The organism is Bradyrhizobium sp. CCBAU 51765 (assembly GCF_015291725.1).
Classification (GTDB): domain Bacteria; phylum Pseudomonadota; class Alphaproteobacteria; order Rhizobiales; family Xanthobacteraceae; genus Bradyrhizobium; species Bradyrhizobium liaoningense.
In genome coordinates this window covers 2,223,744-2,250,075 of the sequence record NZ_CP030038.1, presented here as the reverse complement: position 1 = coordinate 2,250,075, position 26,332 = coordinate 2,223,744, and the positions used below count along the sequence as shown (strand labels likewise).

29 protein-coding genes and 1 other RNA gene are annotated in these 26,332 nt (G+C 64.5%); 9 read left to right on the top strand and 21 right to left on the bottom strand.

Annotated elements, in window-relative coordinates; all coding sequences use genetic code 11:
- Positions 1–4 precede the first annotated feature (4 nt).
- From XH96_RS10610 to miaA, 5 genes are all read right to left on the bottom strand, one after another.
- Entirely contained in the window at positions 5–880 is an 876-nt protein-coding gene (locus XH96_RS10610) for an EamA family transporter (RefSeq protein ID WP_194392441.1), read from the bottom strand.
- 49 nt (positions 881–929) lie between these two features.
- The gene (locus XH96_RS10605) at positions 930–1,625 is read right to left on the bottom strand and encodes a class I SAM-dependent methyltransferase (RefSeq protein ID WP_194392440.1); all 696 of its coding nucleotides are present in this window, start codon (positions 1,623–1,625) and stop codon (positions 930–932) included.
- A gap of 3 nt (positions 1,626–1,628) precedes the next feature.
- The gene (gene ilvN / locus XH96_RS10600) at positions 1,629–2,171 is read right to left on the bottom strand and encodes an acetolactate synthase small subunit (RefSeq protein ID WP_028177127.1); all 543 of its coding nucleotides are present in this window, start codon (positions 2,169–2,171) and stop codon (positions 1,629–1,631) included.
- 25 nt (positions 2,172–2,196) lie between these two features.
- On the bottom strand, positions 2,197–3,972 hold the full coding sequence (locus XH96_RS10595) for an acetolactate synthase 3 large subunit (protein ID WP_194392439.1): 1,776 nt from the start codon (positions 3,970–3,972) through the stop codon (positions 2,197–2,199).
- 329 nt (positions 3,973–4,301) lie between these two features.
- Positions 4,302–5,240, bottom strand: a complete 939-nt coding sequence (gene miaA / locus XH96_RS10590) for a tRNA (adenosine(37)-N6)-dimethylallyltransferase MiaA (RefSeq protein WP_194392438.1) — start codon at positions 5,238–5,240, stop codon at positions 4,302–4,304.
- A gap of 10 nt (positions 5,241–5,250) precedes the next feature.
- Here miaA and serB point away from each other — a divergent pair, with 10 nt between their 5' ends.
- Complete coding sequence (gene serB / locus XH96_RS10585; RefSeq protein WP_194392437.1) at positions 5,251–6,156, top strand: phosphoserine phosphatase SerB; 906 nt, start codon at positions 5,251–5,253, stop codon at positions 6,154–6,156.
- Between the two features lie 116 nt (positions 6,157–6,272).
- Here serB and XH96_RS10580 read toward each other — a convergent pair whose 3' ends face one another.
- From XH96_RS10580 to XH96_RS10525, 12 genes are all read right to left on the bottom strand, one after another.
- Entirely contained in the window at positions 6,273–7,793 is a 1,521-nt protein-coding gene (locus tag XH96_RS10580; protein WP_194392436.1) for a Do family serine endopeptidase, read from the bottom strand.
- Positions 7,794–7,936: 143 nt separating this feature from the next.
- Positions 7,937–8,143 (bottom strand): DUF2065 domain-containing protein, encoded by a 207-nt coding sequence (locus XH96_RS10575; RefSeq protein ID WP_028177121.1) that lies wholly within the window; start codon positions 8,141–8,143, stop codon positions 7,937–7,939.
- Between the two features lie 72 nt (positions 8,144–8,215).
- Positions 8,216–9,112: a protease modulator HflC gene (gene hflC, locus XH96_RS10570; protein WP_194392435.1), complete on the bottom strand. Its 897-nt coding sequence runs from the start codon at positions 9,110–9,112 to the stop codon at positions 8,216–8,218.
- Positions 9,109–10,248 (bottom strand): FtsH protease activity modulator HflK, encoded by a 1,140-nt coding sequence (gene hflK / locus XH96_RS10565; RefSeq protein ID WP_194392434.1) that lies wholly within the window; start codon positions 10,246–10,248, stop codon positions 9,109–9,111. Before hflK ends, hflC begins: the two co-directional genes overlap by 4 nt.
- Before the next feature lie 128 nt (positions 10,249–10,376).
- Entirely contained in the window at positions 10,377–10,910 is a 534-nt protein-coding gene (locus tag XH96_RS10560; protein ID WP_194392433.1) for a dihydrofolate reductase, read from the bottom strand.
- Positions 10,910–11,395 (bottom strand): GNAT family N-acetyltransferase, encoded by a 486-nt coding sequence (locus XH96_RS10555; protein ID WP_194392432.1) that lies wholly within the window; start codon positions 11,393–11,395, stop codon positions 10,910–10,912. Before XH96_RS10555 ends, XH96_RS10560 begins: the two co-directional genes overlap by 1 nt.
- A gap of 5 nt (positions 11,396–11,400) precedes the next feature.
- Positions 11,401–12,195, bottom strand: a complete 795-nt coding sequence (locus tag XH96_RS10550; RefSeq protein ID WP_028177116.1) for a thymidylate synthase — start codon at positions 12,193–12,195, stop codon at positions 11,401–11,403.
- Positions 12,196–12,381: 186 nt separating this feature from the next.
- On the bottom strand, positions 12,382–13,362 hold the full coding sequence (locus tag XH96_RS10545; RefSeq protein ID WP_194392431.1) for a tripartite tricarboxylate transporter substrate binding protein BugD: 981 nt from the start codon (positions 13,360–13,362) through the stop codon (positions 12,382–12,384).
- 137 nt (positions 13,363–13,499) lie between these two features.
- Entirely contained in the window at positions 13,500–15,014 is a 1,515-nt protein-coding gene (locus tag XH96_RS10540) for a tripartite tricarboxylate transporter permease (RefSeq protein WP_194392430.1), read from the bottom strand.
- Positions 15,015–15,021: 7 nt separating this feature from the next.
- Positions 15,022–15,783 (bottom strand): tripartite tricarboxylate transporter TctB family protein, encoded by a 762-nt coding sequence (locus XH96_RS10535; protein WP_194392429.1) that lies wholly within the window; start codon positions 15,781–15,783, stop codon positions 15,022–15,024.
- A gap of 95 nt (positions 15,784–15,878) precedes the next feature.
- Positions 15,879–16,409: a chromate transporter gene (locus tag XH96_RS10530; protein ID WP_194392428.1), complete on the bottom strand. Its 531-nt coding sequence runs from the start codon at positions 16,407–16,409 to the stop codon at positions 15,879–15,881.
- Entirely contained in the window at positions 16,406–17,002 is a 597-nt protein-coding gene (locus XH96_RS10525; protein WP_194392427.1) for a chromate transporter, read from the bottom strand. The genes XH96_RS10530 and XH96_RS10525 overlap by 4 nt, the downstream gene beginning before the upstream one ends.
- Before the next feature lie 84 nt (positions 17,003–17,086).
- Between XH96_RS10525 and ssrA the strand changes: the two genes are divergently transcribed.
- The 8 genes from ssrA (at position 17,087) to XH96_RS10485 (ending at position 23,284) form a co-directional block, all read left to right on the top strand.
- Positions 17,087–17,452, top strand: a transfer-messenger RNA (tmRNA) gene (gene ssrA, locus XH96_RS10520).
- A 116-nt stretch (positions 17,453–17,568) separates the two neighbouring features.
- The gene (locus tag XH96_RS10515; protein WP_028177111.1) at positions 17,569–18,087 is read left to right on the top strand and encodes an SspB family protein; all 519 of its coding nucleotides are present in this window, start codon (positions 17,569–17,571) and stop codon (positions 18,085–18,087) included.
- A gap of 86 nt (positions 18,088–18,173) precedes the next feature.
- A complete protein-coding gene (gene fumC, locus XH96_RS10510; RefSeq protein WP_194394094.1) occupies positions 18,174–19,601 on the top strand; it encodes a class II fumarate hydratase in 1,428 nt (475 codons plus the stop codon).
- Between the two features lie 278 nt (positions 19,602–19,879).
- The gene (locus tag XH96_RS10505; protein ID WP_028177109.1) at positions 19,880–20,068 is read left to right on the top strand and encodes a DUF4169 family protein; all 189 of its coding nucleotides are present in this window, start codon (positions 19,880–19,882) and stop codon (positions 20,066–20,068) included.
- A complete protein-coding gene (locus XH96_RS10500) occupies positions 20,065–20,316 on the top strand; it encodes a ribbon-helix-helix domain-containing protein (protein ID WP_025038043.1) in 252 nt (83 codons plus the stop codon). Before XH96_RS10505 ends, XH96_RS10500 begins: the two co-directional genes overlap by 4 nt.
- A gap of 115 nt (positions 20,317–20,431) precedes the next feature.
- Positions 20,432–20,707 carry a FeoA family protein gene (locus XH96_RS10495; RefSeq protein WP_061879324.1) on the top strand — a complete coding sequence of 92 codons (276 nt, stop codon included), beginning with the start codon at positions 20,432–20,434 and terminating at the stop codon, positions 20,705–20,707.
- A 35-nt stretch (positions 20,708–20,742) separates the two neighbouring features.
- Entirely contained in the window at positions 20,743–22,611 is a 1,869-nt protein-coding gene (locus tag XH96_RS10490) for a ferrous iron transporter B (protein ID WP_194392426.1), read from the top strand.
- A gap of 175 nt (positions 22,612–22,786) precedes the next feature.
- A complete protein-coding gene (locus XH96_RS10485; protein ID WP_194394093.1) occupies positions 22,787–23,284 on the top strand; it encodes a GNAT family N-acetyltransferase in 498 nt (165 codons plus the stop codon).
- Between the two features lie 286 nt (positions 23,285–23,570).
- On the opposite strand, the gene XH96_RS10480 is transcribed toward XH96_RS10485, so the two are convergent.
- Genes XH96_RS10480 through soxC form a run of 4 tightly spaced genes read right to left on the bottom strand, consistent with a single transcriptional unit; the run spans position 23,571 to position 26,184 of the window.
- Complete coding sequence (locus XH96_RS10480) at positions 23,571–23,888, bottom strand: hypothetical protein (RefSeq protein ID WP_194392425.1); 318 nt, start codon at positions 23,886–23,888, stop codon at positions 23,571–23,573.
- 15 nt (positions 23,889–23,903) lie between these two features.
- Entirely contained in the window at positions 23,904–24,374 is a 471-nt protein-coding gene (locus XH96_RS10475; RefSeq protein ID WP_194392424.1) for a DUF302 domain-containing protein, read from the bottom strand.
- A 6-nt stretch (positions 24,375–24,380) separates the two neighbouring features.
- Positions 24,381–24,929 carry a c-type cytochrome gene (locus XH96_RS10470; protein WP_194392423.1) on the bottom strand — a complete coding sequence of 183 codons (549 nt, stop codon included), beginning with the start codon at positions 24,927–24,929 and terminating at the stop codon, positions 24,381–24,383.
- Positions 24,916–26,184 carry a sulfite dehydrogenase gene (gene soxC / locus XH96_RS10465; RefSeq protein ID WP_194392422.1) on the bottom strand — a complete coding sequence of 423 codons (1,269 nt, stop codon included), beginning with the start codon at positions 26,182–26,184 and terminating at the stop codon, positions 24,916–24,918. Before soxC ends, XH96_RS10470 begins: the two co-directional genes overlap by 14 nt.
- Between the last annotated feature and the right edge of the window lie 148 nt (positions 26,185–26,332).

Sequence of the window (26,332 nt, the reverse complement as noted above, 5' to 3'; positions counted from 1 at the left end):
CACCTCACGCAGTCTTGGGCAGGACTTGCGGGCGCTTCGCCAGCACCATCACGGCGATGCCGCCGATCACGGTCAGCATGCCGGCGAGGCGCAACGGTCCGAACCGCTCGCCGAACATGATGCTGGAGGCGGCCGAGCCGACGAACGGCACGAGCAACGCGAACGGCACCACTTGCGCGGCGGGATAGTCGCGCAACAGGCGGCCCCACAGCCAATAGGCGATACTGGTGGAGATGCCGCCGAGCATCAGCATGCAGAGCGCCGACGTCAGCGATAGGTGCGTCAGCGACGTCCAGGTCGGCGACGGCCCATCGGCGATCAGCGCCAGCGCGAACAGCGGCACCGCCGCGGAGAAACAGAGCCAGGCGAACAGGTCGAACATCGGCACGCCACGGGCGCTGCGCAGCAGGAGATTGCCGATTGCGAAGCTGAGCGGCGAGATCATCAGCACAGCAAAGGCACCGACGCTGAAATCGTAACCGACGGTGCCGCAGATCATCAGCAAGCCCGTCGCGGCGACAGCGACACCGAGGGTCTGCACCGGCGTCGGACGTTCGCCGAACACGATCGCGGCAAAGCCGATCGTGAAGAGCGCCTGGCTCTGCACGACGACGGAGGTCAGGCCCACGGGCACCCCATGGGCGATGCCGTAGGCCAGCGACAGGAACTGACCGAGGAAAAGCGTGAAGCTGATTGCGATCAGCAGCGACCAGGCGATTTTCGGCTTGGGAATGAACAGGCACGGCACCGCGGCGATCGTGAAACGCAACGCCGTCATCAACTCCGGCGAAAGCTCGTCGAGCGCGATCCGGCTCGCCACGAAGGCAAGCCCCCAGATGATCGCCACCATGACGGCGATGAGGATGTCGGCCGGCTTCATTGTTGTTTCCGGTTCTGCTTTGTATCGCAGCCCTGTTTGTTGTTCTTGTCTAGCCTTGCTCGCCGGCTTTCGGTTTCCGCAGCAGATACGTGCCGTGCATCGGCGCGTGGTAATCGGCCGAGACCAGGGTGAAGCCGACGTCGGTCAGCATCCGCTCCATCACCCAGCCGAAGGTGGAATATTCGTCGCGCATGTGGGTCACCACGCCCTCGCGGGAGAAATCGTGGTTCTTGATCTGGAAATCGGCCCATTGCTCGACGTCACGCTCGATCGCGTCGGGCATCGAGGAGTAAACAATGTCACGGAGATAAAACGTCGCTCCGGGCTTGAGCGCGCGAAAAATCCGCGACATCGCCACCGCCTTCCAGAAATCCGGCAGATGGTGCAGCGTGAACTCGCTGACGATGAGATCGTAGGATTCCGGCCGGTAGGCGAAGCTGAGCAGACCGGCGGATTGGGTGCGTACGGGCGCCTTGCGGTCGCGGGCGTAGATCTCAGCGAGCGCCAGCATCGCCGGCGAGATGTCGATGGCGTCGACCTCTGCGCCCATCAGCGCGGCTTCGGTGGCGAGCACGCCGTTGCCGCAGCCGATATCGGCGATACGCCAGCCGCGCTGCACACCGAGCATTTTCAGCGCGGCGCGCGCCCGCAGATCGGCATCGTCATGGCTGTCGTAGATCGATGCCACAGCGGGCTCGATCCCCATCCGGTTCCGCTCGTTGTAGTACCAGTCGCGCGCCAACATGGCTCACATCCCTTCAGGTCCGCGACCGATCGCGGCGACGCCCGTGCGCGACACCTCGACGAGGCCGAGCGGGCGCATAAGGTCGATGAACTGGTTGATCTTGTCCGTATTGCCTGTGATCTCGAACACAAAGCTCTCGGTGGTGGCGTCGATCACGCGGGCGCGGAATGCATCCGCCAGCCTGAGCGCCTCGACCCGGTGCTCGCCCTGCCCGCGCACCTTCACCATCGCCAACTCGCGCTCGATCGAACGCCTGGTCAGGGTCATGTCGACGACGCGGTAGACCGGGATCATGCGATCGAGCTGGTGCTTGATCTGCTCGATCACCATCGGCGTACCCGTGGTGACGATGGTGATTCGCGACAGATGCTTCTGAGCCTCGGTCTCCGAGACCGTGAGGCTCTCGATGTTGTAGCCGCGCCCCGAGAACAGGCCGATGACGCGCGCGAGCACGCCCGGCTCGTTCTGCACGAGCACCGCAAGCGTGTGCGTCTCGTTGGGATCGTGGCGGTCCTCGATGAAATAGGCTGATGCGGGCTGGTTCATTATCGTCCCCTTCAAATCTCTCTTGTCACACCAGCGCCTTGCCGCCGGCGAATGCCTTCGCCGTGGCTTCATCGTTCGCCTGCTCCGGCAGCAGCATCTCGTTGTGCGCCTTGCCGGAGGGGATCATCGGGAAGCAGTTTTCCAGCGCGGCGACGCGGCAGTCGAACAGCACGGGGCGCTTGACCGAGATCATCTCCTTGATGGCGCCCTCGAGATCGGCGGGCTTGTGCACCTGGAGGCCGACGGCGCCATAGGCTTCCGCGAGCTTGACAAAATCCGGCAGCGCCTCCGAATAGGAATGCGACAGCCGGTTGCCGTGCAGCAGCTGCTGCCACTGGCGCACCATGCCCATGTACTGGTTGTTCAGGATGAATATCTTGATCGGCAGCTCGTACTGCACGGCCGTCGACATCTCCTGCATCGTCATCTGCACCGAGGCATCGCCCGCGATGTCGATGACGAGACTGTCGGGATGGGCGACCTGCACGCCGACCGCCGCCGGCAGGCCATAGCCCATGGTGCCGAGACCGCCCGACGTCATCCAGCGATGCGGCTCCTCGAAGCCGTAGAACTGCGCCGCCCACATCTGGTGCTGGCCGACCTCGGTCGTGATGTAGGTGTCCTTGCCGCGCGTCGCCTCGAACAGGCTCTGGATCGCGTGCTGCGGCAGGATGACGTCGTTGCTCTTCTTGTAATAGAGCGAGTTGCGGGCGCGCCACTGCGCGATCTGCTGCCACCAGCTCTTGATGTCGGGCTTCTTCGCCTCCGCCTTGAACACCTGGAGGATGTCGCCGAGGATGTTGCCGCAATCGCCGATGATCGGCACGTCGACGCGGATGTTCTTGTTGATCGAGGACGGATCGATGTCGATGTGGATCTTCTTCGAGCCGGGCGAGAACGCATCGACGCGGCCGGTGATGCGGTCGTCGAAGCGCGCGCCGACGCACAGCATGACGTCGCAATCATGCATCGTCATGTTGGCCTCGTAGGTGCCGTGCATGCCGAGCATGCCGAGCCAGTTCTTGCCCGACGCCGGATAGGCGCCCAGGCCCATCAGCGTAGAGGTGATCGGAAAACCGGTGACCTCGACCAGCTCGCGCAGCAGCTTGGTGGCTTCAGGACCGGAATTGATGACGCCGCCGCCACTGTAGATCACGGGGCGCTTGGCATTGGCCAGCAGAGCCACAGCCTTGCGGATCTGCGTCGCATCGCCTTTCACGCGCGGTGCGTAGGAGCGGTGCACGTCGGACTTGCGCGGCGGGTGATAGGTGCCGGTCGCGAACTGCACGTCCTTGGGAACATCGACCAGCACCGGGCCGGGACGGCCGGAGGTCGCGACATAGAAGGCTTCGTGCAGCACCTTGGCGAGATCGTTGACGTCGCGCACCAGCCAATTGTGCTTGGTGCAGGGACGCGTGATGCCGACGGTGTCGCATTCCTGGAACGCGTCGTTGCCGATCAGATGCGTCGGCACCTGGCCGGAGATGCAGACCAGCGGGATCGAGTCCATCAGCGCGTCGGTGAGTGGCGTCACCATGTTGGTGGCGCCGGGACCGGAGGTGACCAGCGCAACGCCCGGCTTGCCGGTCGAACGCGCATAGCCCTCGGCGGCATGGCCGGCGCCCTGCTCGTGGCGGACCAGGATGTGCTGGACCTCGCTCTGCTGGAAGATCTCATCATAGATCGGAAGCACCGCACCACCCGGATAGCCGAAAATGTCGGTCACGCCGTGATCGATGAGCGCGCGGACGATCATCGCGGCGCCGGTCATCTGGTTCGGATCGTGGCTTTTCTCGCTCATTGGCTTGCTCCGGATGCGCTGTTGTCAGCGGCTTCGTTCGTGTCGGGTTCGGGAAATAAAAAAGGCCCCGAAGAGGGCCCATGCACACCGCCTGTCTTGTGGATGGCAGCTAGCCATCCCCGGCGGTGTGCCTGGGTACGACGGCGATAAGGAGTTTGGTAATAATGTTACGCATGGCAGGCGATCGGCTTCCCAAAGGTTGCGCGAAACATAGCGGCCAAAGCCCGGATGTCAAGGCAATGCGGCCGCTCCCGCGCGATTTCGGCAGTGTAGCGGTGTTCCCGGGGTTCGGCGAGAGGTAAATTCCCGGAACCGCGCACAAAAGCGCGTCAACCCGGGTCCGCCGCATTCGCGACCGCCGCGAGCCAACCCCTTGCCTCCTCCGGCTTGACCCATTCGAATTCCGGCAATTGGTGCCGGAACCAGGTGAACTGCCGTTTGGCGTAGTGGCGGGTGTCGGCGCGGCCGATGCTGGCGGCCTCCTCCACGCTGAGCTCGCCGCGCAGATGCCGGATCAGGGCCGGCACGCCATGGGCCTTCATCGCCGGCAGCAGCGGATCGAGGTGTCTGGCGGCGAGCCGCTCGACCTCCCTCAACGCGCCGGCCCCCAACATGGCGCCGAAGCGGGCATCGATGCGGGCATAGAGCTCATCCCGCTCGGGCGCGAGAAACACCGCGCGAAAGCTGTCCTTCGGCAGCAGCGGTGGCTGTCCCTCCCGGTGCCAGTCGAGAAGTGAACGCCCGGTCGCCTCGATCACCTCGAGCGCGCGGGCAATCCGCGTGCGGTCGCGCAGGTTCAATCGCTCGGCTGCAGCTGGGTCCCGGCGCGCAAGTTCCACGTGCAGCGCCTCGACGCCATTCCGTTCCAACCGCGCACGCACATCCTCCCGCACCTCGGCAGGGATCGGCGGCACCACGGAGAGGCCGGCCGTCAGAGCCTTGAAATAGAGCCCTGTGCCGCCGATGAAGATCGGCAGACGGCCTTGAGCCCTTGCTTCATCGAGCGCCTTCGCCGCGTCGCTTACCCAGGCACCAGCCGAGAAGTTCACGGCGGCATCGACATGGCCATAGAGACGATGCGCCACGCGCGCCTCGTCCGCCGCCGTCGGCCGCGCCGTGATGATGCGGAGGTCGCGGTAGACCTGCATGGAATCGGCATTGATGACGACGCCGCCGGTGGCGAGCGCAAGCTCGAGCGCCAGCGCCGACTTGCCGCTGGCGGTCGGGCCTGCGATAAGCACGGCCTTGCTTGAATGCCCCTCGCTCACGAAACCCTCAATGTCCCTCGTCGCCACGCTGATCTGCAATCCCGACAATCCCGCGCTCGATTCGACCATCGTCGACGGCGCCCGCGCTGTGCTGCCACAGGCGGCGCCCGCGCACTGGCTGTTCGACGGGGTCGCGGTCGACATCCCATTCGGCACCGACAGTAACCTCGAAGGCGACCGTCACGCCATCGAGCAACGGTTGCGCGAGCTCCGCGGCGACCTGCCCATCGATATCGTCGTGCAGCCTGTTGGCTTCAGGCGCAAGAAGCTTTTTCTCGCCGACATGGATTCCACCATGATCGGCCAGGAATGCATCGACGAGCTCGCCGATTTCGTCGGGGTGAAGGCGCATGTCGCTGGCATCACCGAGCGCGCGATGCGCGGCGAGATCGAGTTCGAGCCGGCACTGCGCGAGCGCGTCGCGCTGCTCAAGGACCTGCCCGCCAGCGCTGTCGACGAGGTGCTGGCCAAGCGCATCACGTTGACGCCGGGCGGCCGCGAGTTGGTCGCCACCATGCGCGCGAACGGCGCCTATACCTGCCTTGTCTCCGGCGGCTTTACTTTGTTCACGCGCGCGGTCGCCGCCATGATCGGCTTCCAGGAGAACCGCGCCAACGAGCTCGTCGTGCGCGACGGCAAGTTCACCGGCGAGGTGAAGGAGCCGATCCTGGGCCGCGCCGCAAAGCTCGCGACGCTGGTGGACTTGATGGAGTCGTTCGATCTCGACGACATCGACTCGGTCGTGGTCGGCGACGGCGCCAACGATCTCGCGATGATTCAGGCGGCGGGGCTCGGCGTGGCCTATCACGCCAAGCCCGCGGTGGCCGCGGCCGCGGCCGCGCGGATCGATCACGGCGATCTCACCGCGCTACTGTATGCACAGGGCTATCGGCGGGACGAGTTCGTGGAGGGGTAGATTTTCTATCTGTCATTCCGGGGCGATGCGAAGCATCGAACCCGGAATCTCGAGATTCCGGGTCTGGTGCTTGCGCACCATCCCGGAATGACAGCGGGTGTGAGGCTACGCGTTTCCTACTGCACGCTCAGCGCAACGAACCGCAGCTCGCCGTCGCCGTTGGAGACCAGCAGCAGCACCGATTTCTTGCCGTCCTTCTTGAGCTGATCGACCCGCTTCTGGATGTCGGCGCCGCTCGACACCGCCTCCTGCGCCACCTCGACGATGACGTCGCCGGCGGACAGGCGCTTCTCGGCTGCGTCGGAATTGGCGTCGACATTGGTGACGACCACGCCCTTGACGCTGTCCTTGATCTTGTAGCGCGTGCGCAGATCCTTGTTCAGCGACGCGAGATCAAGGCCAAGCGCCTTCTGCGTCACCAGCTTCTCCGGCGCCGGCTCGTCGGTCTTCACCGCAGCCTGCACCTTGTCGGGATCCTGGAGGCGGCCCAGCGTGACCTTCTTCGTCTCTTCCTGCCCCTTGCGGATGACGACGACGTCGACCTCCTTGCCGACCGCCGTGTCGGCGACGACGCGGGAGAGGTCCTTCGGGTCCTTGACGTCCTTGCCGTCGAACTTGACGACGACGTCGCCGGGCTCGATGCCGGCGGGCTTGGCCGGGCCCTTGTCGTCGACGCCGGCAACGAGCGCACCGCGCGCCGGCTTGATGTTGAGACTCTCGGCGATCTCGTCAGTGACGCTCTGGATGCGCACCCCAAGCCAGCCGCGGCGCAGTTCGCCGAACTGGCGGAGCTGATCGACGACCCCCACCACTGTCTTCGACGGCACGGCGAAACCGATGCCGATCGAGCCGCCGGATGGGGAGATGATCAGCGTGTTGACGCCGATGACGTCTCCGTCGAGGTTGAACAGCGGACCGCCGGAATTGCCGCGATTGATGGAGGCGTCGGTCTGGATGTAGCTGTCGTATGGTCCTGATGAGATATCGCGGTTCTTGGCCGAGACGATGCCGGCGGTCACCGTGCCTCCCAGGCTGAAGGGGTTGCCGATCGCGACCACCCAGTCGCCCAGGCGCAGCTTGTCGGAGTCGCCGAACTTGACCGCGACCAGCGGCTTCGGCGGCTTGATCTTGAGCACGGCGAGATCGGTCTTCTTGTCGACGCCGACCAGCTCGGCCTTGATCTTGGTGCCGTCGTTGAGGATGACGTGGATCTCGTCGGCGTCCGCAATGACGTGGTTGTTGGTGACGACGACGCCTGATGCGTCGATGATGAAGCCCGAGCCGAGCGAGTTGGTCTTGCGCGGCGCGTTGTCGCCGCCCTTGCTGCCGCCCCCGGGACCCCGGCGGTTCTTGAAGAAGTCGTCGAAGAACTCTTCGAACGGCGAGCCGGGCGGCAGTTGCGGCATGGTGTTGCTGCCGCCGCCGCCGCCCTTGGCCTCGACCGTCTGGGACGTCGAGATGTTGACGACCGCGTCGATCACCTTCTCGGCGACGTCGGCGATGCCATCCGGTCCGCGCGCATGGGCCGGCGTGCCGAACGCGCTGAAAGCACCGACGGCGAGCGCGGCCAGCCCAATTCGCACACCAAGTCGCACGCAACGGCGCGAGCGGGACGGGGCAGTGGTGGCAGCGGTCATTGTGATCTCCAGACAAAGGGATTCGGCGCCAGACTGCGCTCGAACGGGGGCACGGCGCAAGCGCGGAGCTTAACGGGCCTCAAGACACCGACAATACGACGAAAACCGGTCTGGCGCCTTCACTTTGGCGTTGGCCTGATGCCCTAAATCGGGCGCCGGATAACCCAGATCAGGACCAGACCGGCCACGGCCGAACCGATCCCGACCGCCCGCAGCACGTTGTCCGGCGTCGCGATGGCGCTCTTCATGGCTTTGCGCATCCAGTTGGGACTGGCTGCGAACATCAAGCCTTCGAGCACGAACAGGATGCCTAGGCCGATGAGGAAGTCGGCGAACGCAATGGACCTCATCGGAATGGAACCTCCCCGTTATGCTGTTCTTGTCTGGACAAAGGGCGGCCAGACCGGCCGCCCTTGTCTAGCTTACGGCTTCGCTGGCGTCTCGGTCGCCATCTTGCCGGACGGGTTGCTGAAGTACCGGAAGAAATCCGACTCCGGTCGCAGCAGGAAGCGGGTGTCGTTCGAACGAAGCCCGTTCTCATAGGCCGTCATCGACCGGTAGAAGGCGAAGAAGTCGGGGTCCTTGCCGTAAGCCTCGGCGAACAGGCGGTTGCGCTCGGCGTCGCCAATGCCGCGCGTCTGCTCGGCCTGCGACCTCGCTTCTGCCTCGATCACGGTGGCCTCGCGGTCGGCCTTGGACTTGATCTCCTGCGCCTTCTGGCCGCCCTGTGCACGGAACTCGGCGGCCTCGCGCTCGCGCTCGGTCTTCATGCGCTGGTAGACCGCCTGGCTGTTCTGATCCGGCAGGTCGGCGCGGCGGATCCGGACGTCGACGACCTCGATGCCGTAGCCGTCGGCCTCGCGATCGAGCTGGTCGCGGATGCGCAGCATCAGCTTCTCGCGGTCGTCGCGCACCACATTGATGAAGGTGACCTCGCCGAGCACGCGGCGCAGCGCCGCGTTCAGGAGCGTGGTGAGCTGGACGTTGGCAGCCTGGATCGAGCCGATGCTCTGATAGAAGCGCAACGCATCCTTGATGCGGTAGCGCGCGAAGGCGTCGACCACGAGCCGCTTCTGATCGGACGCGATCGCTTCCTGCGACGGATTCTCCAGGTCGAGGATCCGCTTGTCGATGTTGATCACCGAGTTCCACGGCGCCTTGAAATGCAGTCCGGGCGCGGTGACGACGTCGACGGGCCGGCCGAACTGGAGCACGATCGTCTGCTCGGTCTGCTGCACCGTGAACAGCGACATGTAGGCTACGATCAGGACCAGAAGCAGCCCAAGCAGCGTGACGAAACCTGTAACCGGGGACCTCATCGGCTGCCTCCGCTCGACTGCGGACCGGTGGTAGGCGGCCGCTTGGTCGTCAGTTCGGGAAGCGGGAGATAGGGCACGATGCCCTGCCCCGAGGCGCTGCCGCCGTCATAAATGAGCTTGTCCGCGCCACCGAGCACGCGTTCCATGGTCTCCAGATAGATCCGTTCGCGCGTCACATCGGGCGCCTTCTTGTACTCGTCATAGACCTTCAGGAAGCGCGCGCTCTGGCCCTTGGCTTCGGCGACCGCCTGCTCCTTGTAGCCTTCGGCAGCCTGCAGGATCTGCGCGGCACGGCCGCGCGCCTGCGGCACCACCTGGTTGGCGTAGGTCTGGGCTTCGTTTTGCAGCTGCTCGAGATTGGCGCGCGCCGCCTGTACGTCGCGGAAGGCATCGATCACCTGCGCCGGCGGATCCACCTTCTGCATCTGCACCTGGCTGATCTGGATACCCGCGCCGTAGCTATCCAGGGTCTTCTGGATCAGTTCATGCACGTTCTGCTCGGTGACGTTCCGCGCGCCGGTCAGGATCGGCTGGATCTGCGAGCGGCCGATCACCTCGCGCATCGCGCTCTCGGCGACCGCCTTCACGGTGCCTTCGGGATTCTGGATGTTGAAGAGGAAGTCGCCGACGCCGTCCGGCTTGATGCGCCAGAGCACGGTAAAGTCGACGTCGACGATGTTCTCGTCGCCGGTCAGCATCAGGCTCTCTTCAGGCACGTCGCGAATGGAGCGGCCGCGCCGCGCCGGATCGTCGATCAGCGTCATGCCGATGGAGGTGGTGTTGACGCGCAGCGCCTTCGGCAGCAGCACGGTCTCGATCGGATAAGGCAGATGATAGTTCAGGCCCGGCTGTACGGTGCGGACATGCTTGCCGAAGCGCAGCACGACGCCGAGCTCTTCGGACTGCACGCGGAAGAAGCCCGACAGCAGCCAGAATGCAACGATGAGCAGGATGATCAGCGTGATGCCGATACCGGAAAAATAGCCGCCCGGCATGATCTGCTGGAGGCGGTCCTGGCCGCGCCGCAGAAGGTCTTCCAGATCCGGCGGCCTCGGCCCGACCGGTTGCGGGCCTGAGCCCCATGGTCCCTTTGGACCCGAGCCCCATGGGCCACCGCCCTGATTCTTCCACGGCATTCGATGATCTCCTCGGCAGGGTGGAATTGCCCCCGCCCGCTTTGTCCGGTCCGGCTTTATAGGGGAGAGACAGGTCCCTTACAACGCAACCCGGGCTGCCTTCCGAGCTATGCTCGGGGACGAAAAAGTCAATGTAAACATTGGCGAATGCGGTTAATGGCCGCCCGCCGACGATATGTCACATAGGAGAAGTCGGCGCTGTCGTCGGGTCCGGCAGGATGACGGATGCGCGTGGTCTCCTCCCACCCGGACTTGTCGATGTCGAAACGCGTGTCGCCTTCGGGCCGCGCGTGCACTTCGGTGATTTCGAGGCGATCGGCGCGATCGAGCCATTGCCGGTAGATCTCGGCGCCGCCGATCACCGCGATCTCAGTGACCGAACGCCGCAGGGCATCGCCGCGCGCGACCGCCTCCGCCTCCGCAGCCGACGTCGTGACGAGGGCGCCCGCGGCACGATAAGCCGCATCGCGCGTGATCACGATGTTGGTGCGGCCCGGCAGCGGCCGGCGCAGGGATTCGAAGGTCTTGCGGCCCATGATCACCGGCTTGCCGATCGTGAGCGCCTTGAAACGGGCCATGTCGGATTTCAGTCGCCACGGAATGGCGTTGCCGGCGCCGATGACGCCGTTCTCCGCAATCGCGACGACGAAGACGATCTCCATCAGGACTCACTCCCGGCAAGCCGCTTCAGCGCAGGCCCGGTGACGCGGCATAGCGTCCAGTCGTCCATCATGACGGCGCCCAACGACTTGTAGAACGCGATCGACGGCGCGTTCCAGTCGAGCACCGCCCATTGCAGGCGCGACCAGCCGTTCTCGACGCATTCCCTGGCGAGATAGACCAGCAGCGCCTTGCCGAGGCCCCTGCCCCGATGCGACGGCCGCACGTAGAGATCTTCGAGATAGATGCCGTGGCGGCCGCTGAAGGTAGAGAAATTCGCAAACCACACCGCGAAGCCGACCGGCTCACCGTTCCATTCGGCGATCGCGCAATAGAGTTGCGGCCTATCACCGAACAGCGCGTCGGCGATGTCAGCCTCGGTCGCCTCCACCTCGTGCGACAGCTTTTCGTATTCGGCAAGCTCGCGGATGAAGGACAGAACGAGGCCGGCTTCTCCGGCCTGGGCACGACGGATGGCCAACGACATCTGCGCTAGACCGCGACTTCCGCCTTGATGTGCGGATGCGGATCGTAGCCGACGAGCTCGAAATCCTCGAAGCGGAAGGAGAAGATGTCCTTTACATCAGGGTTGATACGCATCACCGGCAGCGCGCGCGGCGCGCGCGTGAGCTGGAGCTTCGCCTGCTCCAGATGGTTGGAATAAAGATGGGTGTCGCCGAGCGAGTGCACGAAGTCGCCGGGCTTCAGCCCGGTGACCTGCGCCACCATCATGGTGAGCAGTGCATAGGAGGCGATGTTGAAGGGCACGCCGAGGAAGACGTCGGCCGAGCGCTGATAGAGCTGGCACGACAGTTTACCGTTCGCGACATAGAACTGGAACAGCAGGTGGCAGGGCGGCAGCGCCATCTTCTCGACGTCGGCCGGATTCCAGGCGGTGACGATCAGCCGGCGGGAATCGGGAGTGCGCTTGATCATGTCGATGACATTGGCGATCTGGTCGATGCTGCGCCCGTCGGCCGTGGGCCAGGAGCGCCATTGATGGCCGTACACCGGGCCGAGATCACCATTGGCGTCCGCCCATTCGTCCCAGATGGTGACGCCGTTGTCGCGCAGATATTTGATGTTGGTGTCGCCCTTCAGAAACCACAACAGTTCGTGCACGATCGCCTTCAGCGGCAGCCGCTTGGTGGTCAGCATCGGGAAGCCGGCGGACAGATTGAAGCGCATCTGGTGGCCGAACACGGAAAGCGTGCCGGTACCGGTCCGGTCGGTCTTCTCGGCGCCGTCTGAAAGAATCCGCTCGAGCAGGTCCTGATACTGGTGCATGTGCCAAAAACCTTGGAAGACGGCAGCCTCTGGGGGAGGCGGCGAAGTTAGCGGCCGCCCCCATGCTGCGACAGCAGCGATTCGCTGTCCGTGGCGATTATACCCGGAAAAATGAGCGGTCCTGGCACAAACGAAAGGGCGGAACTTGCGTCCCGCCCTTCCGGCCTATCAGCTTGATCGCATTGCCTAAGTTGCCGGCTTGAGCACCGGGGTCCACTTCGCGATCTCGTTCTTGACGAGGGCGGCCAGCGATTCCGGTGTCCGTTCGGCGGGGCCCGGGATGACGCTGCCGAGCTCAAGCAGGCGCTTGCGCACAGTCTCGTCATCGAGCGCCTTGACGGCCGCGGCGTTCAGGCTCGCCACGATCGCGGGCGAGGTTCCCTTGGGTGCGAACATCGCGTTCCAGGCCTGGGCCTGGAACTTCGGCAGGCCCGCTTCGGCCGTCGTCGGCACGTTCGGCAGCGACGGATTGCGCTCCGGCGTTGCGATTGCATAGGCCTTGATGGTGCCGGCGTTGATCTGCGGCACGGCGTTGACGATCTGGTCGCACATGTAATCGACCTGGCCTCCGACCAGCGCATTCATCGCAGGTCCCGTGCCGTTGAAGGGCACGCCCACCGGCTTGATGTCGAGGATCGAGTGGAGGAGCTCGCACGAGACGTGCGAGACCGAGCCGACGCCGGCATGCGCGGCGTTCACCTTCTCGGCGTTCGCCTTCACATAGGCGACGAACTCGTTCAGATCCTTCGGCGGAAAGTCCTTGCGCGCGAGGATCAGGATCGGCGTGCCCGCGAGCAGCGCGATCGGCTCGAAATCCTTCTCGGGATGGTAGGCCAGCTTCGGATAGAGCGGCACGGATGCGGCATGCGTGCCCATATGCCCGGTGATCAGCGTATAGCCGTCATTGGCCGCGCGGGCGGCGCGCGTGGTCGCGGTGGTGCCGCCGGCACCGACGACGTTCTCGATGATGATGCTTTGTCCCAGTGTCTGCGCCATATGCGAGGTGACGATGCGCGCGACGACGTCGGTCGGCCCGCCGGCCGCGAACGGTACGATCATGGTGATGCTGCGCGTCGGGTAGGTCTGCGCCTCGGCCGGCGCGATGAAGGTGCCCAGCGAGGCAAGCGCTGCGGCACATGCGCCCGTGAGCGCGCGAAGAAAAGTCATGTGGATCCCCTTGGACAACAATCAAACTGCCGGCCCAAAGGCCGCTATTTTCATTTCACGAAGCCGTCACACAAGTCGATTCGACTTCCGAATGCGGCGCGCCGACGCAGGACGTGGCGCGCCGTTGGGCGGCGACCTCAGTTCTCGGACTCGGTGAACACCTCGTCGCGCTTGGCGCGCAACGCCGGTAGCACCGTAAGGACGAGAAGACCCGCCGCAACCGCCAGCAGCACCGCCGACAACGGACGCGTGACGAACACGCTCCAGTCGCCCCGCGAGATCAGCAGCGCGCGGCGCAGGTTCTCTTCCATCAGCGGTCCCAGCACCATGCCGAGCAGCAACGGCGCCGGCTCGAAATCGTGCTTGATCAGCCAGTAGCCGACGAGACCGAAGATACCGGCCAGGATGACGTCGACCGGCGCGTTGTTCACCGAATAGATGCCGATCGCGCAGAAGATCACGATCGAGGGGAACATCAGCCGGTACGGCACGCGCAAGAGGCGCACCCAGATTCCGACCAGCGGCAGGTTGATGATGATCAGCATCAGATTGCCGATCCACATCGAGGCGATCATGCCCCAGACGAGGTCCGGCTGCTTCTGCATCACCTGCGGACCGGGCACGATGCCGTGGATGGTCATCGCGCCCACCATCAGCGCCATCACCGCGTTCGGCGGGATGCCGAGGGTGAGCAGCGGGATGAACGAGGTCTGCGCCGCGGCGTTGTTGGCGCTTTCCGGCCCCGCCACGCCCTCGATCGCGCCACGGCCGAACCGCGACGGGTTCTTGGCGAGCTTCTTCTCGAGCGTATAGGCCGCGAAGGATGCGATCACCGCGCCGCCGCCGGGCAGAATGCCGAGGATCGAGCCGAGCACGGTGCCGCGCAGGATCGGCGGCGCCGAGTCGACCAGATCCTTTTTGGTCGGCATCAGGCCGGTGATCTTCTGCTGCACGAGGTCGCGGTTCATCCCGGCGCCATGGTCGAGATTGCGGATGATCTCGGCAAAGCCGAACACGCCCATCGCCACGGTCGCAAAGCCGAGACCGTCGGCGAGCTCGGGAATGTTGAAGGCCATGCGCGAGGCGCCGGTCTCAATGTCCGAGCCGACCATCGACAGCAGCAAGCCGAACACGATCATGGCGATCGCCTTCAGCACCGAGCCCTTGGCCAGCACCACCGCGAAGATCAGGCCGAGCACCATCAGCGAGAAATATTCAGCCGGGCCAAACGCCAGCGCGAGCTTCGTGAGCGGCGCACCGAGGATGGCAATCAGGACCGTCGCGACGCAGCCGGCGAAGAACGAGCCGATCGCGGCGATCGCCAGCGCCGGGCCGGCGCGGCCCTGCTTGGCCATCTGGTGCCCGTCGATAGCGGTGACCACCGATGTCGCCTCGCCTGGAATATTGACCAGGATCGACGTGGTCGAGCCGCCATACTGGGCACCATAATAGATGCCGGCGAGCATGATCAACGCGCCGACCGGCGGCAGTCCGAAGGTGATCGGCAGCAGCATTGCGACCGTCGCAATGGTGCCGATGCCCGGCAGCACGCCGACCAGCGTGCCGACGAGGGCGCCGATCAGGCACATCAGGAGGTTGATCGGAGAGAAGGCGACGGCGAAGCCGTGAGCGAGGTTGGCAAAAATATCCATTACGCCCTCACTGGATCAGGAAACGCGGGTACATCGGCATCGGCAGCCCGAGCACGTAGGGAAACAGGATGGCGCAACCGACCGTCAGGCAGGCGCCGACGATCACCGCTTCGAGCCACCGCGTCTCGTGCGAGCCCGTCGCCGCGATCATGAAGCTCGCGAAGGCCGTGACCACGACGCCGAGCGGCCGGATCGCCAGCGCGAAGAAGAGAATCGCAGCCACTACGAACAGCGGTCCCCGCCAGGAGTAATGGGCCATCGCAGGCCCATCGGTCAGAAGGCCGGTCAGGGCGATGCCGGCGGACAAGGCGACCAGCAGCCCGCCGAACATGCGCGGCGCGGTGCCTGCGCCGAAGGAGAAGCCTCGCATGCCCTGCAAATCACTCGATGCCCACAGCGCGAACAGGGCGACCGCCATCAGGACGACGCCGCCGACATAGTCTTGTGCCGAGCGGATCGTCATGAACAGCGTGAGAATCGCCACCGCGAACATCGGATAGGAATAGATCAGCGCCAGCAGCACCTCGGACGACATCTTCTTGGTGCCGCCGCCGAACGATCCGAATATGGCACTGGGTGCGCCGGCGAGCAGCGCGGTCGCGTGGCTGGTCACGACCGTCGCCGGGCCGCGGCCGGTCCCCCAGCCGAAGAGTGTTCCGATCGACCAGATCAATTCGAAAATCTGCGGCGCAATCGCCAGCAGACAAAAGCCGAGCGCCACCTTGGTGTTTCGAGTGGCCATCGCTGAGTGGCCCATCGTGTCGGCCATGCCTGTCTCCTCCGCGACCCGTAAGTCACGAGCACTGTTGTTGTAAATCGGCTGGAACTGGATCCCCCGCCCGGATCACTGCCTAGCGATTTTCATCACACAATGCCAGCAAAACCCAACACGCCCCCGGCGAGCAGGAGCCACAGTGGATTGACGCGCGAGACGGATGCCATCACCGCAACCATTACGGTCAGAAGCAGTGCAGCAATGCTGCGATCGGTGGACTGGGCCAGGACAAGGGCACTCGCCGCCATCAAACCAATCGAGAGCGGAACCAGTGCAGCCTGGATCAGGCCGGGCCAGCGCGATTGGCTGGGGCGATTCAGGAGCCGGCTGACATAATAGGCAAGCAGCGCCGTCGGCAGGCACATCGCCAGCGTCGCCGCCAGCGCGCCGGGGATGCCGGCGACGGCATAGCCGATTAACGTCACGATAAGCACGTTCGGACCTGGCGAGAGCTGCGCGATCGCATAGGCGTCCGCGAACTGCTTGTCGGTCATCCAGTGATTCACCTCCACCGCGATCCGGTGCATCTCGGGCACCGCCGCCGCGGCCCCGCCGACGGCAAATAGCGACATCAGACCGAAGGTGGAGATCAGCGACCAGATCGGGCTGTGGCCGGTCATGCTGCTACTTTCCGCCGCAGGAAATAAGTGAGGCCGATACTGATGGGGATCGCTACCAGCAGCACCGCCTGGAGCGGAAGGCGAAGCACGCCGATGGCAAGGAACACGCCGAGCATCAGGATCACCGCAAGGGGATCCGCCTGCTTGAGCAGGGGCATCATCATGCGGAAGACCACGGCGATCAAGAGGCCGACCGCCGCGCAGGAGATGCCGGCAAGGATTCGGCGCAGCACCTCGAGATCGCCGAAACGGGCGTAAGCGATCGCAAGCGCCGTCATGATCAGCGTCGGCGGCAGCAACAACCCGGCAAAGGCGGCAACGCCGCCGGCGATGCCGCGCAGCCGCGATCCGAACACCATCGACAGATTGACGATGTTGGGCCCGGGCAGGAAGTGGCAGAGCGCAAAGGTCTCGTTGAACTCGTCCGCCGTCATCCAGCGGTGCTGCTCGACGATCGCTCGCCGGGCAAACACCAGGACCCCGCCGAAACCCGCCAGCGACATCCTGGCGAAGGCCAGAAACAGCGCGACCAGGCTTGGCGGTGCGGTGGCGAGATCCGGCTCTTGGACGGCCGGTGCTGAACCCGAGGACATGCCAGGAGCTTAGAACGAGGGTCGCGCCGCGGCCAAGACGGTCCGGGACCTATCCAAAGGGAACCGCAGTCAATCCGCTCGAAACCCCTGTTTTTCGAAAGCTTTGCGTCCTATATTGGGAGTGCCGGTTCGCCGGCTATGGAAATAAACGGTCGTCGCAATAAACCATTCGGACCCGGGGGCGGTACCCGGCGCCTCCACCAAAGCCCACCATCGGGCTGTCCCGAAGCGGGCTTTGGCGGGGGCGAAATAGGATCGACGAGGGCGTAAAGGGCGTACTTTTTCCCGGTATTGTTCCGCCGTTATCGGGCTACTGCAATAGTTGCCAACGACAACTTTGCTCCGGTTGCTCAGGCTGCGTAACGCAGTTTGAAAGACCACTCTAAAGTCCTAGCGGGTTAAGCTCCGCTAGGCGGGGTTCGGAGGCACCTGGCAACAGAAGCCTCCACTTAACTCTTTTATTTCTTCCCCGGCGGGGACTCCTGCTCACCCGTCAGGCGCGGTACTATTGCGGCTTGGCGAGTCGGGCCGGCAGGGTCCGGCTTCGGGGATGCAACAGGACCACCATGGCGACCGATCATATCCGATATGATGTGCTGGCCCGCGACGCGCTACGCGGCGTGCTGCGGAAGGTGCTGACCGATGCCGCGGCCCATGGCCTGCCGGGCGAGCACCATTTCTTCATCACCTTCGTCTCGAAGGCCGAGGGCGTGAAGCTGTCGCCGCGGCTGCTCGCGCAATATCCGGAAGAGATGACGATCATCCTCCAGCACCAGTTCTGGGACCTGACCGTGCTCGAGGACCGCTTCGAGGTTGGCCTGTCCTTTGGCGGCATTCCTGAGCGGCTGGTGGTGCCGTTCAGTGCCATCAAGAGCTTCCTCGATCCGTCCGTGAAGTTCGGCCTCCAGTTCGACACCTCCGACGTCGCCGAGGTGCCATCCGAGACTTTGCCGGCAGCGCCCGCGCCGTCGGCTGTATCGGTCCCGGCACCTGCGACCGAGACAGCGGAAGCCACCGACGAGCCGACCCCGCCGAGCCAGGGCGGCGCCGAAGTCGTGCGGCTCGATCGTTTCCGTAAGAAATGATCTAGGTTGAGCCCGAAGCCGTCGCACACAGCCAAACTGCGTATATAGAGAGCACAGAAATGGCCGCGCGGCTTTCGCGTGGCGGAATGGATGTGCTCATGGCCAAGAAGACCCGCCCTTCAAGCTCCGCGACCCGCATCGAAACCGACAGCTTCGGTCCCATCGAGGTCCCCGCCGACCGCTATTGGGGGGCCCAGACCGAGCGCTCGCGCCAGAATTTTCGCATCGGCACCGACCGCATGCCGATCTCGCTGGTGCATGCCCTCGGCATCGTCAAGCTCGCTGCGGCGCAGTCCAATCTCGAGCTCGGCCTGCTCGACCGGCGCCGGGCGGGCGCCATCATCCGCGCCGCGCGCGAGGTGATCGAAGGCAGGCTGGACGATCATTTTCCGCTTGTGGTGTGGCAGACCGGCTCCGGCACGCAGAGCAACATGAACCTCAACGAGGTGATCGCCAACCGCGCCAATGAGCTGCTCGGCGGCGAGCTCGGCGCCAAGAAGCCGGTGCATCCCAACGACCACGTCAACATGAGCCAGTCGTCGAACGACTCGTTTCCCACCGCGATGCACATCGCGGCCGCAAGCCGCATCAATGCCGATCTCGTCCCTGCCCTCGGCGAATTGCTCCGCGCGCTGCGCAAGAAGGAGAAGGAGTTCGGAAGGATCGTCAAGATCGGTCGCACCCACACCCAGGATGCGACGCCCCTGACGCTGGGCCAGGAATTTTCCGGCTATGCCGCGCAGGTCGAAAGCGGCATTGCCCGGCTCAAGGTCGCGGTGAAGGACCTCTATCCGCTGGCGCAGGGCGGCACCGCCGTCGGCACCGGCCTCAACTCGAAGCCGCGCTTTGCAAAACTGTTCGCAAAGCATGTTGCCCGCATCACGAAGCTCCCGTTCACCAGCGCCGCCAACAAATTCGAGGCGCTGGCCTCTAACGACGCCTATGTGCTGGCGCACGGCGCCATCAATTCGGTCGCGACCGGCCTGTTCAAGATCGCCAACGACATCCGCCTGCTCGGCTCCGGCCCGCGTTCGGGCCTCGGCGAACTGATCCTGCCGGAGAACGAGCCGGGCTCCTCGATCATGCCCGGCAAGGTCAATCCGACCCAATGCGAGGCGATGACCATGGTGTGCTGCCAGGTGTTCGGCAATCACACCGCCATCACCGTCGCCGGCAGCCAGGGCCATTTCGAGCTCAACGTCTACAAGCCCGTGCTCGCCTACAACATGCTGCACTCGATCCGCCTGATGGCGGATGCCGCACGCTCCTTCACCGAACATTGCGTCAGCGGCATCCGCGCCGACGAAAAGCGCATCAAGGAGCTGATGGAGCGCTCGCTGATGCTGGTCACGGCGCTGGCGCCGAAGATCGGCTACGACAACGCGGCAAAGGTCGCCAAGACGGCGCATGCCAACGGCACCACGCTGAAGGAGGAGGCCCTGCGGCTCGGCTTCGTTTCGGCCGACGAGTTCGACCGTCTGGTACGCCCCGAGAAGATGACCAGCCCGGGATAGATTTCCGAATTCCGACAGCCATCCGTAATGATACGGACCCTCGGCCCTCCAGAAATATGCGGTTTTGGGGGAGGGATTTGATTACCGTCAATGTTACGGCGGAGCGGCGTGTTACGCAGCTCCACTGCCCTCGACGGGCGAAATTCATCGTTTGATGGCCCGATGGGCCGATTGACGAGGACGAGCGAATGACGATCAAGTCTTTCGGGGCGCAACGCGGCACCCTGTTTCTGAATGTTTCATCCTGCCTAGCGAGGATCGGATGATGGAGACACGGCATGGGGAACGTCATCAACCTGAATCGATTCAGGAAGCGCGCCGAGCGGGAAGCCTCGGCGAAGCAGGCGGACGCCAACCGGGCGAAATTCGGTCGCACGAAGGCGGCCCGCTCGGCGGAGGAGAAGCGGGCGGACCAGGCCAAGGAGCATCTGGACCAGCACCGGATCGATCACGAGGAGCAGCCATGAAGTCGCCCGTCGTGAAACGGTCAATCGTCGTCGCCGGCCACAAGACCAGCGTCAGCTTGGAAGAGGCGTTCTGGAACGGCATGAAGGAGATCTCCGGCCTGCGCAACATGACGTTGTCCGAGCTGGTCGGCGAGATCGACAACAACCGCCAGCAAGGCAATCTGTCTTCGGCGATCCGCCTCTTCGTCCTGGACTACTTCAAGAGCCGCGCCATGGCCGCCCAGCCGGACAAGGTCCCGGCCCAGTAGCCTTCGGGGGCGCCCACGAGGGCACCCCGGCTGCCACACTTTAAAATCACTCTAAGGTGCAGCTTCCGCGAAGGTGCGCGCTTGACCTTGATGCCTTGCGTTGAAAATACAGGGCATGACCGACACCACTGACACGCGTCCGCACATGCCGCTGGGTCTGGCCCAGCGCGGCTATACCGGCGTCATCCAGCACCTTTCCGCCAAGCAGGCGGGCTCGGCGCTCTCGGACGTCGAGCTCGAAAGCCGCCTGATCGAACTCGGCTTCGTCGAGGGCGCCCGGGTCGAGATCCTGCATGAGGGGCTGGTCGGGCGCGATCCGATCGCCGTACGGGTCGACAGCATCACCATCGCGGTCCGCCGTCGCGAAGCCATGGCCATCATCGTCGCCTAGATCGCGACGGGACGCCTCATCCGGGCCCTGATCACATGGAACTACCCCTGCTGCATCTCGCCCTGGTGGGCACGCCGAACAGCGGCAAGACCTCGCTGTTCAACGCCCTGACCGGCAGCCGGCAGAAGGTCGCGAACTATCCCGGCGTCACGGTCGAGCGCAAGGAGGGCTTCTTCGTCACCCCCCTGGGACGCCAGGTCTCGGTGGTCGACCTGCCCGGCACCTATTCGCTGCGCGGCCGCAGCCCGGACGAGGAGATCACCCGCGACTTCGTGCTCGGCAAGGCCAGCGGCGAGACGGTGCCCGATCTCGTGCTGTGCGTCGCCGATTCCACCAATCTGCGCCTGACCATCCGCCTGCTGCTCGAGCTCAAGCGCACGGGACGGCCGATGATCCTCGTGCTCAACATGTTCGACATCGCGAGCCGCCGCGGCATCACCGTCGACGTCGAGCGGCTCGCCAAAGAGCTCGGCGTGCCCGTGGTCACCTCGATCGCGGTGCGCAAGGGCGGCACGGCCGATCTGCTCCAGTTGACCGACGACATCTCGGCGAAGCTCTCCGAGCCGCAGGAGAACAGCTGGCGCGCGCTCAGCGTCAGCGAATTGCGCGCCACCCAGCGCGAGGCCGACCGCATCATCGCCGACTGCGTCAGCCTGCCTGCCAGACCCGACACCTGGACCGCACGGATCGACGCCGTGGTGCTGCATCCGGTCGGCGGCCTTATCGTGCTCGCGCTGATCCTGTTCGTGATGTTCCAGGCGGTGTTCGCCTGGGCGCAGCCGCTGATGGACCTGCTCAATTCGGGCTTCGATGCGCTCGGCGAGTTCGTCCACGACACCCTCCCCGGCGGCCTGCTCCAGAGCTTCCTCCAGAACGGCGTGATCTCGGGCGTCGGCAGCGTGATCGTGTTCCTGCCGCAGATCATCATCATCTTCCTGTTCATCCTGCTGCTGGAAGATTTCGGCTACATGGCGCGCGCCGCCTTCCTGATGGACCGCATCATGGGCGGCGCCGGCCTGCACGGCCGCGCCTTCATTCCGCTGCTGTCGAGCTTTGCCTGCGCCATTCCCGGCATCATGGCGACGCGCGTCATCGACAACAAGCGCGACCGCCTCACCACGATCCTGATCGCGCCGCTGATGACCTGCTCGGCGCGCATTCCGGTCTACACGCTGATCATCTCCGCCTTCATTCCGGCTAGAGACGTCTGGGGCTACATCAACCTCCAGGGCCTCGTGATGTTCGGCCTCTATGCCACCGGCATCGTCAGCGCGCTTGCCGTCTCGTACGTGATCAAGTTCTTCATGATCCGCGACTTTGCGCCGGCGCCGTTCATGCTGGAGCTGCCGGACTACAAGATGCCGCGGCTGAAATCGATCGCGATCGGGATCTACACCCGCGCCAAGATGTTCCTGCAGCGCGCCGGCACCACGATCTTCTCGATGATGGTGCTGATCTGGTTCCTGGCCTCGTTCCCGCAGCCGCCCGCGGGCGCCACCGGGCCCGCAATCGACTTCAGCCTGGCTGCCATGATTGGCAAGGCGCTGGAGCCGCTGCTCGCCCCTGTCGGCTTCAACTGGCAGATCGCGGTGGCCCTGATCCCGGGCATGGCGGCGCGCGAAGTCGCGGTCGCTGCCCTCGGCACCGTCTATGCGATCGAGGGCGGCAAGGAAGCGGCCGAGCAGATCGGCCAGGTGCTGGCCACGAAATGGTCGCTTGCGACCGCGCTGTCGATGCTGGCCTGGTACATCTTCGCCCCGCAATGCGCCTCGACGCTGGCCGTGATCCGGCGCGAGACCGGAAGCTGGGCCTGGATGGGCGCGACCTTCGCCTACATGCTGGTGCTGGCCTATGCGGCGAGCCTCGTGACGTACAATGTCGCGGTCGCGCTGGGCGCGGGATGATCCCCCAAGACAAAACTTCGAAAACAACCCCATGCACAGTAGACCGTGGGTCTTGAAATCAATGACTTGCGGATTATCCTAAATCCGCTTGCGCCGTCGGGCAAAACAGCGGCATAATGGCATCATCGGCCCGCTACGGCATGGCGACCTTCTCGAAATGCGTCCATCTGGCTCCATCGATCGCTTCGTCACCGAACGACTGACCGCCGAACGGCTGCGCGAGGCTGACCTCGCAGATCTCGTCGCATTACATCTCGATCCCGAGGTGTCCCGTCATCTCGGCGGCGTGCGCTCGGCCGAGACGACGAAGGAATATCTCGACGTCAACATGGCGCATTGGGACCGGCATGGCTTTGGGCTGTGGGCGCTGCGAACGAGCGACGGGGCGTTCGCAGGACGGGCGGGCCTCCGGCACATCCTGGTGGACGACATCGACGAGATCGAGATCGCCTACGCGTTCACTCGCAACCTCTGGGGCCGGGGACTTGCCGGTGAGATCGCGACCGCGATGACGCGCATCGGACTGTCACAGCTCGCGCTAACGTCCGTCGTCGGCATCGTGCATGTCGGGAACGGTGCATCCCGCCGCGTGCTGGAGAAATCGAACTACCTTCTCGAGCGGAGCACGAACCGCCACGGCGAGGATGTCGTGATTTACCGCATCCGGCGCTGAGGGCTCCCAAGGCGGTCTCCACGGGGTTCCGCCGATCACAGCCGCGTGCAATGCGCGTACCCGCGTCGAAAATCCGGCCGCGCAGGATGACATTGGTCCTACCCGTCCATGGAATCTAAACAGGAGCACGATGGGCATCGTCGCTCTTCCCGGGCCCGGCCAGGGCTATCGCATTTGAATTTTCGAGAGGCCGTCATGCCCGGGCTTGTCCCGGCCATGACGACGTGGAGAGGCTCGGTACCCATAGCTCACATCTCATATGCGATAGCCCTGCGGGCCCGGCCAGTCACTGCGGGTCACTGCGTCCATTCTCCGATTCGCTCTCCGGCTCGGGGATCAGCACCGCCGGTTCGTCATAGCCTTTGCGGCTGCTGTAGAACACCAGCGTCATCAGGCCGACGCCGACGACCAGCGAAAACATGACGCCGAGCACCAGCGCGAGGTAGCCTGCCGCCGGCACCTCGATATCCGTGCTGAACCAGCCGAGATAGCCGAGCGCGACGGCGCCAACGAGCATCGCGCACAGCACCGCGATGACCAGCCATCTGCCGAGCTTGCTCTCTTGCGGACCGGACGGCGCCGGTTGCCCGTCTGTGTTGGTCATGGACCTCTCGTGAAGCTACGGCGCGGTTGCCTTGGTTGCGATCGCGTGCAGGGCTCCGGTCATTGCGGTGACGGCGGCCTTCGCCGGCTCGCCTACGCCGTGACGCCCCGCGATATAGGCCGGATCGTTGTATGACAGCCAAGTCGCACCTTGCTCGTCCTGCCAGACCAGCGCCTTCAGCGGCAGGTCAATGCCGATGGTCTGCGCCTGCTGCATCAACGGCGTGCCGCCCTTGGCGTTGCCGAAGATGATGAGATCGGTCGGGCGCAGCGGCAGGCCGACCGCGGCGGCGCCCGCGGCGTGGTCGACATGGGCGAACACGGTGAGACCCTTCGCTCTCACTTCGGCCTCCAGCCGCTTCATGGTGTCTTCGGGCCCGAAACTGCTCTTGATGGTGATGAGTCCTTCTGCGGCCATTACCTGTGTCTCCCATGAACATATCGCTGCGATCAGAGCGAGGATCCTGATCAGTGCCGAAAGCCTCATACCCGCTCACTTCCTGCGGAACAGCTTGGCGGGATCGAATTCCGGCTCCGGAATGAAGCCGTCGCGGTTGGGCATCCTGATCTTCGGCAAGCTCTCCTTGTCCACCTTGCCGTCCGCGGGAACGATGCCATTGAGGCTCAGGATATAGGCGGTGACGGCATAGGTCTCGTCGGTGCTGAGCAAGCCCGGCGTCGGGTACGGCATCGCGCGATGAATGTAGTCGTACAACGTCGTCGCATAGGGCCAGAAGCTGCCGACGGTCTTGACCGGCATGTTGGACGCGAGCGTCCCCTGGCCTCCGGCGAGGCGATCCTTGATGCCACCCTGGCCATTGTCGCCATGACAGGCTGCACAATAGCTGGCGAAGATCTGCCTGCCCTGCGCAACCGTGCCGCTGCCATCAGGCAGACCTCTGCCATTGGGATCGACGTCGATGTCCCACAACTTGATCTCGGCCGGCGTTGCCGGACGGCCGAAATCGAACGCCGATGCGGGCGCGGAGAGCACGCCGGCGGTGAGGATGCCGGCCAGAAACAGCTTGTTACGCGAGGACATTGCGAACCCTCCCAGCCTCATCGATGCTCCAGGTCTGCTGGGCGTTGTAGTGAAACAGCGCATTGGTTCCCATCGCGGCGATGAAAGACTGCCGGTCCGGCTGAACGTTCCCCCGCTCGTCGGTGGAGCGGCTGACGATCTTGGTCGGCTTGCCGTCCCATACCCAATCCATCTGGAAGCGCACCTGGGCCTTCGACAGCACCGGCTGACTCAATTGGGCCTGCTTCCAGGACTTGGCGCCATCGGTCGAGATCTCGACCTTGGCGATCTTGCCATGACCGCTCCAGGCGAGACCCGAGATCCGGTTGTAGCCGGGCTGGACCTGCATCATGCCCGAGGGATGGGTAATGACGGAGTTGGTTTCCATCCGCAGCTGAAATTGCCGCGCCTTGCCGCTTGCAAGCAACTGTGTGTAGCGCGCCGTCTCCCAGCGCGTCATCCAGGGCGCCGTGCCGAACTTGAGGCGGCGCAGCCATTTGATGTTGAGGTTGCCTTCGAAGCCCGGCATCACCAGCCGCATCGGAAAGCCGTGGGCGGGTCGGAGCGGCTCGCCGTTCTGCCCGTAGGCGACGAAAGCCTCGTTCACGATCTCCTCGGTGAGGGGGATACTGCGGTCGACGCCTGCGCCGTCGCCGCCCTCCGCAAGCATCCAGTTCGAGCCCTTGTCCTTGGTCACGAGGTCGATCAGGAACTTGAGCGGCACGCCGGTCCATTCGTTGGTGCTGACAAGGCCATGCGTGTTCTGCACCGTCAGATCGGGATCCGCCTTCTTCCAGTTCTCCCATCCATTGCCGGTGCATTCGATGAAAACGACACGCGTGACCGACGGCATCCGCTTCAGGTCTTCGACGCTGAAGACCAGCGGCTTCTGCACCATGCCGTGGACCAGCAGGCGATGCTGCGCGGGATCAATCTCGGGCACGCCGGAATGGCTGCGCTCGTAGTGCAGATCGGTTGGCGTGATGTTGCCGACCAGCTTCTGGTGCGGTGTCTTGGAATTGATGGCATCGCTCGGGTCGACGTTGCGTTTGCCTGGCGTAGCCTCGGGGATACGATCGAGCTTGACGAAGCGCGACCGCTCGCTGTGCGCGCCGAGATCGGCGCCGGGCCCGCGATCGGGGATGTCGGCCAGCGACTCTGCTCGGGCTGGCTCGCTCGCGGCGGCCAGGATGCCCGCGGACAGGCCTCCGACGAAGCCGCGGCGGGAAACGTCCGCGGGTCGTGGCAACGATTCGATCTTCGTCTCGGACGTCATACGATCTCCCGTCGGTAATCGTGCTTTCCGGAAATGCCGGCCGCTTTCATTCGGTGACATTTACGGAGCACTGGAAAAATTGCTCGTTAGGTTGTGTTAGAAGCCGTGAGCATTGGCCGCTTCGTTCGCGCGATGACTCGATGATTGG

What these genes read in the sequence shown, in the direction of transcription:
- fumC (WP_194394094.1), top strand. Translation starts at nt 18,174, where the DNA reads ATGGATGTGCTCATGGCCAAGAAGACCCGCCCTTCAAGCTCCGCGACC.
- XH96_RS10525 (WP_194392427.1), bottom strand. Translation starts at nt 17,002, where the DNA reads ATGTCCTCGGGTTCAGCACCGGCCGTCCAAGAGCCGGATCTCGCCACC.
- XH96_RS10500 (WP_025038043.1), top strand. Translation starts at nt 20,065, where the DNA reads ATGAAGTCGCCCGTCGTGAAACGGTCAATCGTCGTCGCCGGCCACAAG.
- hflK (WP_194392434.1), bottom strand. Translation starts at nt 10,248, where the DNA reads ATGCCGTGGAAGAATCAGGGCGGTGGCCCATGGGGCTCGGGTCCAAAG.
- XH96_RS10515 (WP_028177111.1), top strand. Translation starts at nt 17,569, where the DNA reads ATGGCGACCGATCATATCCGATATGATGTGCTGGCCCGCGACGCGCTA.
- XH96_RS10480 (WP_194392425.1), bottom strand. Translation starts at nt 23,888, where the DNA reads ATGACCAACACAGACGGGCAACCGGCGCCGTCCGGTCCGCAAGAGAGC.
- XH96_RS10495 (WP_061879324.1), top strand. Translation starts at nt 20,432, where the DNA reads ATGACCGACACCACTGACACGCGTCCGCACATGCCGCTGGGTCTGGCC.
- XH96_RS10595 (WP_194392439.1), bottom strand. Translation starts at nt 3,972, where the DNA reads ATGAGCGAGAAAAGCCACGATCCGAACCAGATGACCGGCGCCGCGATG.
- XH96_RS10580 (WP_194392436.1), bottom strand. Translation starts at nt 7,793, where the DNA reads ATGACCGCTGCCACCACTGCCCCGTCCCGCTCGCGCCGTTGCGTGCGA.
- XH96_RS10575 (WP_028177121.1), bottom strand. Translation starts at nt 8,143, where the DNA reads ATGAGGTCCATTGCGTTCGCCGACTTCCTCATCGGCCTAGGCATCCTG.
- serB (WP_194392437.1), top strand. Translation starts at nt 5,251, where the DNA reads ATGTCCCTCGTCGCCACGCTGATCTGCAATCCCGACAATCCCGCGCTC.
- XH96_RS10505 (WP_028177109.1), top strand. Translation starts at nt 19,880, where the DNA reads ATGGGGAACGTCATCAACCTGAATCGATTCAGGAAGCGCGCCGAGCGG.
- XH96_RS10550 (WP_028177116.1), bottom strand. Translation starts at nt 12,195, where the DNA reads ATGCACCAGTATCAGGACCTGCTCGAGCGGATTCTTTCAGACGGCGCC.
- XH96_RS10535 (WP_194392429.1), bottom strand. Translation starts at nt 15,783, where the DNA reads ATGGCCGACACGATGGGCCACTCAGCGATGGCCACTCGAAACACCAAG.
- XH96_RS10530 (WP_194392428.1), bottom strand. Translation starts at nt 16,409, where the DNA reads ATGACCGGCCACAGCCCGATCTGGTCGCTGATCTCCACCTTCGGTCTG.
- ilvN (WP_028177127.1), bottom strand. Translation starts at nt 2,171, where the DNA reads ATGAACCAGCCCGCATCAGCCTATTTCATCGAGGACCGCCACGATCCC.
- XH96_RS10555 (WP_194392432.1), bottom strand. Translation starts at nt 11,395, where the DNA reads ATGTCGTTGGCCATCCGTCGTGCCCAGGCCGGAGAAGCCGGCCTCGTT.
- XH96_RS10605 (WP_194392440.1), bottom strand. Translation starts at nt 1,625, where the DNA reads ATGTTGGCGCGCGACTGGTACTACAACGAGCGGAACCGGATGGGGATC.
- XH96_RS10490 (WP_194392426.1), top strand. Translation starts at nt 20,743, where the DNA reads ATGGAACTACCCCTGCTGCATCTCGCCCTGGTGGGCACGCCGAACAGC.
- XH96_RS10475 (WP_194392424.1), bottom strand. Translation starts at nt 24,374, where the DNA reads ATGAGGCTTTCGGCACTGATCAGGATCCTCGCTCTGATCGCAGCGATA.
- XH96_RS10470 (WP_194392423.1), bottom strand. Translation starts at nt 24,929, where the DNA reads ATGTCCTCGCGTAACAAGCTGTTTCTGGCCGGCATCCTCACCGCCGGC.
- XH96_RS10540 (WP_194392430.1), bottom strand. Translation starts at nt 15,014, where the DNA reads ATGGATATTTTTGCCAACCTCGCTCACGGCTTCGCCGTCGCCTTCTCT.
- hflC (WP_194392435.1), bottom strand. Translation starts at nt 9,112, where the DNA reads ATGAGGTCCCCGGTTACAGGTTTCGTCACGCTGCTTGGGCTGCTTCTG.
- XH96_RS10610 (WP_194392441.1), bottom strand. Translation starts at nt 880, where the DNA reads ATGAAGCCGGCCGACATCCTCATCGCCGTCATGGTGGCGATCATCTGG.
- XH96_RS10560 (WP_194392433.1), bottom strand. Translation starts at nt 10,910, where the DNA reads ATGGAGATCGTCTTCGTCGTCGCGATTGCGGAGAACGGCGTCATCGGC.
- XH96_RS10545 (WP_194392431.1), bottom strand. Translation starts at nt 13,362, where the DNA reads ATGACTTTTCTTCGCGCGCTCACGGGCGCATGTGCCGCAGCGCTTGCC.
- soxC (WP_194392422.1), bottom strand. Translation starts at nt 26,184, where the DNA reads ATGACGTCCGAGACGAAGATCGAATCGTTGCCACGACCCGCGGACGTT.